This window comes from Microbacterium radiodurans, assembly GCF_008710705.1.
Lineage (GTDB): Bacteria > Actinomycetota > Actinomycetes > Actinomycetales > Microbacteriaceae > Microbacterium > Microbacterium radiodurans.
This window is the reverse complement of sequence record NZ_VYRZ01000002.1, coordinates 934,608-942,167: the sequence shown is the minus strand read 5'-3', so window position 1 is coordinate 942,167 and position 7,560 is coordinate 934,608. Positions and strand designations below refer to the sequence as shown.

Annotated in this window: 8 protein-coding genes; 6 read left to right on the top strand and 2 right to left on the bottom strand. The window is 71.7% G+C overall.

Going from position 1 to position 7,560, the window contains the following annotated elements; translation table 11 throughout:
- Together infB and rbfA are read left to right on the top strand one after the other, a co-directional pair.
- On the top strand, positions 1–2,506 hold a 2,506-nt coding region (infB, locus tag F6B42_RS10320), incomplete at its 5' end, for a translation initiation factor IF-2 (protein WP_150419522.1).
- 131 nt (positions 2,507–2,637) lie between these two features.
- Positions 2,638–3,075, top strand: a complete 438-nt coding sequence (rbfA, locus tag F6B42_RS10315) for a 30S ribosome-binding factor RbfA (protein ID WP_150419521.1) — start codon at positions 2,638–2,640, stop codon at positions 3,073–3,075.
- A 15-nt stretch (positions 3,076–3,090) separates the two neighbouring features.
- Here rbfA and F6B42_RS10310 read toward each other — a convergent pair whose 3' ends face one another.
- A complete protein-coding gene (locus F6B42_RS10310; protein WP_150419520.1) occupies positions 3,091–3,957 on the bottom strand; it encodes an HhH-GPD family protein in 867 nt (288 codons plus the stop codon).
- Between the two features lie 54 nt (positions 3,958–4,011).
- On the opposite strand from F6B42_RS10310, the gene truB reads away from it, so the two are divergent.
- Genes truB through F6B42_RS10290 form a run of 4 tightly spaced genes read left to right on the top strand, consistent with a single transcriptional unit; the run spans position 4,012 to position 6,750 of the window.
- Positions 4,012–4,923, top strand: coding sequence for a tRNA pseudouridine(55) synthase TruB (gene truB, locus F6B42_RS10305; RefSeq protein WP_150419519.1), 912 nt, complete (start codon positions 4,012–4,014; stop codon positions 4,921–4,923).
- The gene (locus tag F6B42_RS10300) at positions 4,920–5,288 is read left to right on the top strand and encodes a hypothetical protein (protein WP_150419518.1); all 369 of its coding nucleotides are present in this window, start codon (positions 4,920–4,922) and stop codon (positions 5,286–5,288) included. Before truB ends, F6B42_RS10300 begins: the two co-directional genes overlap by 4 nt.
- Before the next feature lie 44 nt (positions 5,289–5,332).
- Positions 5,333–5,782 carry a hypothetical protein gene (locus F6B42_RS10295; protein WP_150419517.1) on the top strand — a complete coding sequence of 150 codons (450 nt, stop codon included), beginning with the start codon at positions 5,333–5,335 and terminating at the stop codon, positions 5,780–5,782.
- On the top strand, positions 5,779–6,750 hold the full coding sequence (locus F6B42_RS10290) for a bifunctional riboflavin kinase/FAD synthetase (RefSeq protein WP_150419623.1): 972 nt from the start codon (positions 5,779–5,781) through the stop codon (positions 6,748–6,750). Before F6B42_RS10295 ends, F6B42_RS10290 begins: the two co-directional genes overlap by 4 nt.
- Before the next feature lie 16 nt (positions 6,751–6,766).
- Here F6B42_RS10290 and deoC read toward each other — a convergent pair whose 3' ends face one another.
- Positions 6,767–7,483, bottom strand: coding sequence for a deoxyribose-phosphate aldolase (deoC, locus tag F6B42_RS10285; protein ID WP_150419516.1), 717 nt, complete (start codon positions 7,481–7,483; stop codon positions 6,767–6,769).
- Between the last annotated feature and the right edge of the window lie 77 nt (positions 7,484–7,560).

Genomic DNA, 7,560 nt, shown 5'->3' with positions numbered 1-7,560 from the left:
GGCTGCGCCCGCTGCTCCGGCCGCCGAGGCTCCGGCGGCGCCCGCCGCCGCGCCCGCTCAGCCGTCGGCCCCGGCCGCCGCGCCTGCTCCGGCCACCGCGCCGGCTCCCGGCGCACCCGGCGCCGGCAAGCCCGGTCCGGTCAAGCCCGGCGCCCCCACCCCCGGTGCCGGCCAGCCGCCGCGTCCCGGTGGCGCGCGCCCCGGCAACAACCCGTTCGCGCCGTCGCAGGGCATGGGCCAGCGGCCCGCCGGCCCGCGTCCGGGCAACAACCCGTTCGCCTCCGCTCAGGGCATGGGCCAGCGGCCCACGCCCGGCAACATCCCGCGTCCGCAGGCACCGCGTCCCGGCGCGCCGCGCCCCGGTGCTCCGCGTCCCGGTGGCGCCGGTCGTCCCGGCGGCGGCGGGCGTCCCGGCGCGCCGTTCCAGCAGCGCCCGGGCGGTCCCGGTCGTCCCGGTGGTGCCGGCGGCGGCTTCCAGCGTCCCGGTGGCGCACCCGGCGGCGGTTTCGCCGGCCGTCCCGGCGGCGGCGGTGGTCGCGGGCGCGGCCCCGGCGGCGGTACCGCGGGTGCCTTCGGAAAGGGAGGCGGCAAGTCCAAGCAGCGCAAGTCGCGTCGGGCGAAGCGGCAGGAATTCGAGATGCGGTCGGCGCCGGTCGTCGGCGGCGTCAACGTCCAGAAGGGCAACGGCGAGATCATCCGTCTGCGCCGCGGTGCATCGATCGCCGACTTCGCGGACAAGCTCGAGGCGCTGCGCGGCTACACCGTGCAGCCGGGCACACTCGTGACCATCCTGTTCAACCTGGGTGAGATGGCGACCGCGACCGAGTCGCTCGACGAAGCCACCTTCGAGGTGCTCGGCGAGGAGCTCGGCTACAAGATCCAGATGGTCTCGCCCGAGGACGAGGACAAAGAGCTCCTCGAGGGCTTCGGTCTCGACCTCGAGGCCGAGCTCGACGCCGAGAGCGACGAGGACCTCGAGATCCGTCCTCCGGTCGTCACGGTCATGGGTCACGTCGACCACGGAAAGACGCGACTGCTCGATGCGATCCGTCAGACCAACGTCGTCGCGGGCGAGGCCGGCGGCATCACGCAGCACATCGGCGCCTACCAGGTCTGGACCGAGCACGAGGAGATCGAGCGGGCCATCACCTTCATCGACACCCCGGGACACGAGGCGTTCACCGCCATGCGTGCCCGCGGTGCCCAGGTGACCGACCTGGCGATCCTCGTGGTCGCCGCCGACGACGGCATCATGCCGCAGACGGTGGAGGCGCTGAACCACGCTCAGGCGGCGAACGTCCCGATCGTGGTCGCGGTGAACAAGGTCGACAAGCCCGACGCCAACCCGGCGAAGGTGCGCCAGCAGCTCACCGAGTACGGTCTGGTCGCCGAGGAGTACGGCGGAGACGTCATGTTCGTCGACGTCTCGGCGCGTCAGGGCACCGGCATCCAGGAGCTCCTCGACGCCGTCCTGCTGACGGCGGACGCGGGTCTGGACCTCACGGCGAACCCGAACAAGGCCGCCCGCGGTGTCGCCATCGAAGCGAAGCTCGACAAGGGCCGTGGTTCGATCGCGACGGTGCTGATCCAGTCGGGAACGCTCCGTGTCGGAGATGCGATCGTCGCGGGAACGGCCTACGGCCGCGTCCGTGCGATGGTCGACGAGAACGGCGACGCGGTCGAGGAGGCCTGGCCTTCGCGTCCGGTGCAGGTGCAGGGTCTGAACTCGGTTCCCCGAGCCGGCGACGTCTTCATCGTCACCGAGGAGGACCGTCTGGCCCGCCAGATCGCCGAGAAGCGCGAGGCGGCGGAGCGCAACGCTCAGCTGGCCAAGGCGCGCAAGCGCATCTCGCTCGAGGACTTCACCCGCGCTCTCGAAGAGGGCAAGGTCGAGTCGCTCAACCTCATCATCAAGGGTGACGTCTCGGGTGCCGTCGAGGCCCTCGAGGAGTCGCTGCTCAAGATCGAGGTCGATGACTCGGTGCAGCTGCGCATCATCCACCGCGGCGTCGGTGCCATCACCGAGTCGGACATCAACCTGGCGACGATCGACAACGCGATCGTCATCGGCTTCAACGTCCGTCCCGACACGAAGGCACGCGAGCGTGCGGCTCGTGAAGGTGTGGACGTCCGCTTCTACTCCGTCATCTACAACGCGATCGACGACGTGGAGCAGTCGCTCACCGGCATGCTGAAGCCGGAGTACGAAGAGGTCCAGTCGGGTGTCGCCGAGATCCGCGAGGTGTTCCGCTCCTCGAAGTTCGGCAACATCGCGGGTGTCATCGTGCGGTCGGGAACGATCACGCGCAACGCCAAGGCGCGCGTCATCCGCGACGGCGTCGTGCTCGCCGACGGCCTGGCCATCGAGTCGCTGCGCCGCTTCAAGGACGACGTCACCGAGGTCCGCACGGACTTCGAGGCCGGTATCGGTCTGGGCAAGTACAACGACATCCAGATCGGCGATGAGATCGAGACGACCGAGATGGTGGAGAAGCCCCGCGGCTGACCCTCGTCGGTTGCTACGGCGATGGATGTCGCCCGGATGGCAGGAGCCTGGCTCCGACCGTCCGGGCGGCGTCCATCGCCTCCGCAGTTTCCGGCCCGCCGACGAGCGGGTCGAAGTAAGGAGAAGAAGGTATGTCCAGCGAACGTCAGTCCCGCTTGGCCGATCGCATCCGAGTGCTCGTCGCGGAGCGCCTCGAGAAGGGCCTGCGCGACCCCCGCCTCGGCTTCGTCACCATCACCGACGTCCGGGTCACCGGTGACCTGCAGCACGCGTCCGTCTTCTACACGGTCTACGGTTCCGACCAGGAGCGCACGGACTCGGCGGAAGCGCTGCGTGCCGCGACCGGCATGCTGCGCAGCGAGGTCGGGCGCAAGCTCGGCGTCCGGGTGACGCCGACGCTCGAGTTCATCCTGGACGCGATCCCCGAGAACGCGGGACACATCGAGCACCTCCTCCGCGAGGCTCGCGAGCGCGACGCGGCCACCGCGGCCACCGCGACCGGCGCTGCCTACGCGGGCGAGGCCGACCCGTACGTCAAGCCGCGCGAGATCGACGACGACGAGGACTGAGGTCCCGTCAGCCCCTCAGCGAGGCAGGCGCAGGCGCCCGTCCACCGCTTCGACGAGGCCGTCGACGACGAGGGAATCGATCGCCCGGTCGCGTTGAGCGCGGTCGGGCCAGTCGGCGATGACCTCGTCAGCGGCGACGTCGTGGGTCGTCGCCGCGCGCAGGACCTTCAGGACGGCTCCGCGCGCCTGTCGGTCGCTGCCTTCGTATCGGGCCTGCTTCGTGCGCGTATCGCCCGTGTCGGGGTAGCCCGCAGCGCGCCAGGCACAGCGATCGGCGAGCGGGCAGGCCTCGCAGCGGGGTGAGCGCGCGGTGCACACGAGGGCGCCGAGCTCCATGGCCGCCGCGTTGACGACGGTGGACTCGTCGACGTCCTCGGGCAGGATCGCCGTCATGTCGTCGAGGTCGCGCTTCGCTGCCGGCCCCGGCTGCGAGCGACCCCGGACGGCGCGCGCGAGAACGCGTCGCGTGTTGGTGTCGACGACGGGATGCCGGTCGCCATAGGCGAACACCGCGACGGCGCGGGCGGTGTAGTCGCCGATGCCCGTCAGCGCGAGGAGGGCGTCGACGTCGCGGGGAACATCGCCGTCGTGGCGGTCCCGGATCTCGACGGCGGCCCGGTGCAGCCAGAGTGCGCGCCGCGGGTAGCCGAGGTTCGCCCACTGTCGCACGGCGTCGGCGGGCGCCGCGTCGGCCAGGTCGGCGGGCGTCGGCCAGCGCGTCAGCCACGCCTCGAGCAGGGGGATGACGCGGGCGACGGGGGTCTGCTGCAGCATGAACTCGCTGACGAGGGTGCCCCACGCGCCGAAGCCCTCCCGGCGCCACGGCAGGTCGCGTGCATTGTCGCGGTACCACGCGGCGAGCGGTGCGGCGAGGTCCGGCATCCGTTCAGCCTATGCCGAGAGGGGGCGGGCGCTGGGCGCCGTAGGCTGGACGGCATGCCCGAACGCGCGCCCCGCGGCATCCTGCTCGTCGACAAACCGGGCGGGATCACCAGCCACGACGTCGTCTCACGCACCCGCCGAGCTCTGAACACCCGGAAGATCGGGCACGCCGGCACCCTCGACCCGATGGCCACGGGGCTGCTCGTGCTGGGCGTCGGAGCGGCCACGCGCCTCCTGACGTACATCGTCGGCCTCGACAAGACCTACCTCGCCACGATCCGGCTCGGGGTGTCGACCGATTCCGACGATGCGGACGGCGGTGAGACGTCGGCCTCCACCGCGGATGCCGTCGCCGCGATCACCCGCGAGCGCATCGATTCCGGTATCGCGGCGCTCACCGGCGAGATCGACCAGGTGCCGAGCCGGGTCTCGGCGATCAAGGTGAACGGGCGGCGCGCGTACGATCTCGTCCGGGCCGGGGAAGCGGTCGAGCTGAAGCCGCGCCGCGTGACGGTGTCGCGCTTCGACGTGCTCGAGTCGCGACCGGCGACGACGGCCACCGGGGGAGCGGTGCTCGACGTCGACGTCGTCGTCGACTGCACGAGCGGAACCTACATCCGCGCGCTGGCACGGGACCTGGGAGCGAGCCTCGGTGTCGGCGGGCACCTGACGGCGCTCCGACGCACGCGCATCGGGCCGTTCGCGGTGGACGACGCGGCGCGCGAGATCACGCCCGATGTGCCGCTGCTCGGCGATGCCGCCGTGGCGACCGCGGTGCTGGGGGAGTTCGCCGTGACGGCCGAGGAGGCGCGCGACCTCCGCCACGGCAAGCGGCTCGCGGGCGCTGCGGTGCGGCTGCGAAGCCAGAGCCCCGCTGCGGTGGACCCCGACGGACGGCTCATCGGCATCGTCGGACGCCGCGGCGACGACGTGAAGAGCCTCATGAACATGGCGGAGGACGCGTGATCGGCTGGTACACGGCGGCGCAGATCGTGGTCGCCGTCGCGGCAGGGGTCCTGTGCCTCGTGCTCGGGTTCGCGGGCCGGCGGCCGAGCGATCTCTCGGTCGGGTCGCTCGCCCTGGTCGTCCTGCTCCTGATCGCGCAGATCGTCGTCGCCGTCATCGCACCGCTGGTCGGCAATCCGCCGAGCGGGAGCCTGTTGGAGTTCTGGGTCTACCTCGTCTCGGCCGTGCTGCTGCCGCCCGCCGCGGTCTTCTGGGCGCTTCTCGAACGCAGCCGCTGGAGCACGGTCATCATGGGCGTGGCCGCGCTGTCGGTCGCGATCATGGTGTGGCGGATGCACGTGATCTGGACCGTCCAGGTCGCCTGACACCCCGCGGAGCGCCGGCGCGGGGCGCCTATCATTGAGAGGCCATGACCTCGCACCGCCCCCGCATGACCGGCATCGGTCGCGTCCTTGTCATCGTGTACGCCGTCATGGCGCTCGCGGCCACGGGCCGCTCGCTCGTCCAGATCGTCGAGGACTTCGCATTCGCGCCTCTCGCGTACAGCCTCTCCGCCGTCGCGGCCCTCGTGTACGTGCTGGCGACGGTGGCTCTCGTGCGCTCCGGCTCCGCCGCCTGGTACGTCGTGGCCTGGGTCGCGATCTGCTTCGAGCTCGTCGGCGTCCTCGTGGTCGGGACGCTCAGCCTCGTGCTGCCCGAGCTGTTCTCCCACGACGCGACGGTCTGGTCGGGCTACGGCTTCGGATACTTCTGGGTGCCGCTCGTGCTCCCCTTCGTCGGGATCTGGTGGCTCGTCGCGCACCGTGACGGCCCTCCCGAGCCGCAACCGCTTCCCGCAACGGAGGGATCGTCATGGTGACCGTCTTCCACGACCCCGCCGAGGTCCCCGCGGGCTTCGGCCCGAGCGTCGTCGCCATCGGCAAGTTCGACGGCGTGCATTCGGGTCATCGGGCCGTCATCGACCGCGCGCGGGTGGATGCGGCGTCCCTCGGGGCACGGGTCGTGGCCGTCACCTTCGACCGCAACCCGCTCAGTCTCCTGCGCCCGGACCTCTGCCCGGAGCCGCTCGTGGCGCTCGAGCAGAAGATCGACCTCCTCGCGGATGCCGGTGTCGACGCGATCCTCGTGCTGCGATTCGACGCCGAGCTCGCCGCCCTGCCCGCCGCCGACTTCGTGCAGCGGATCCTCGTCGAGGCGCTCGGTGCGGTGAGTGTTCTCGTCGGCGACGACTTCCGCTTCGGGCGGGGCGGCGCGGGGACCCCCGAGCTGCTCGCCGACCTCGGTCGCGCGAACGGCTTCGACGTCGAGGTCGTCGGCGACGTGCGCGCCCGCGAGGCCGGACGCCGCGTCTCCTCCACCTGGGTGCGCGACCTGCTCGCGGTGGGCGATGTTGCGGGCGCCGCACGCCTGCTCGGTCGCCCGCACGCGGTCAGCGGCCTCGTCGTGCACGGACTCAAGCGCGGACGCGAGCTCGGCTATCCGACCGCGAACCTCGAAGCGGATGCCGCCGGCTTCATCCCCGCCGACGGCGTCTACGCCGGCTGGCTCGTGGACGAGGGGAGTCCCGACTCGGCGTCGAGCACGCCGAGCAGCGTCATCCGCTACCCCGCCGCGATCTCGGTCGGCACCAATCCGACCTTCGACGACGTGCCGGTCCGCCAGGTCGAGGCCTACGTGCTCGACGAGACGGGCCTCGACCTGTACGGACACCGCGTGCAGGTGCGTTTCACCGCCCGCATCCGCGGCATGGCGGCGTTCGCCGGCATCGACGACCTCATCGTGCAGATGGCCGACGACGTCGACCGCGTCCGGGCGGCTCTCGCCTGAGCCGAAGCGCAGACGGTCAGTACGAGGTGTCGTCGACGGCGCCGGTCGCCTCTTCGCCGGCGGCGATGCGGCGTGCCTCGCCGAGGATGGTCGCGCTGCCGCTCGTGCCGAGACGGGTGGCGCCGGCGTCGATCATCGCGAGGGCGTCGTCGTAGCTCCGCACGCCGCCGGAGGCCTTCACCTGCACAGCCGGGCCGACGTTCTCGCGCATGAGGCGGACGTGGGGGATGGTCGCCCCGCCGCCGGCGAAGCCCGTCGAGGTCTTCACGAAGGCGGCGCCGCCCGCCTCGGTGAGCCGGCTGCCGCGGGCGATCTGCTCGTCGTCCAGCAGGCTCGTCTCGAGGATCACCTTGACGACGTGTCCCGCGGCGGCGTCGACCACGGCGCGGATGTCGTCGACCACCGCATCGTCGAAGCCCGAACGCAGCGCGCCGATGTTGACGACCATGTCGAACTCGGTGGCGCCGTCGGCGAGGCCCTGGCGCACTTCGGCGACTTTTCCGGCGGTCGAGGTCGTGCCGTGCGGGAAGCCGATCACGGTTCCGACGGCGACACCCGAGCCGTCCAGGCGATCGACGGCGTGCGCGATGTCGGAGGGGCGCACGCACACCGAGAACACCTTCCACTCGGCCGCGATGTCGAGTTCGGCGTCGACGGCGGAGCGGGTGAGTTCGGGCTTCAGGATCGCGTGGTCGATGGTGGCGGCCAGGTCGCGCTCGGAGATCGTGGGCATGATCTCAGCGTACGCGTCCGCGGTCGGACCCCGTTGGCGGGAATACCCCTGGGGGGTATCCTGTTGTGACCGACATC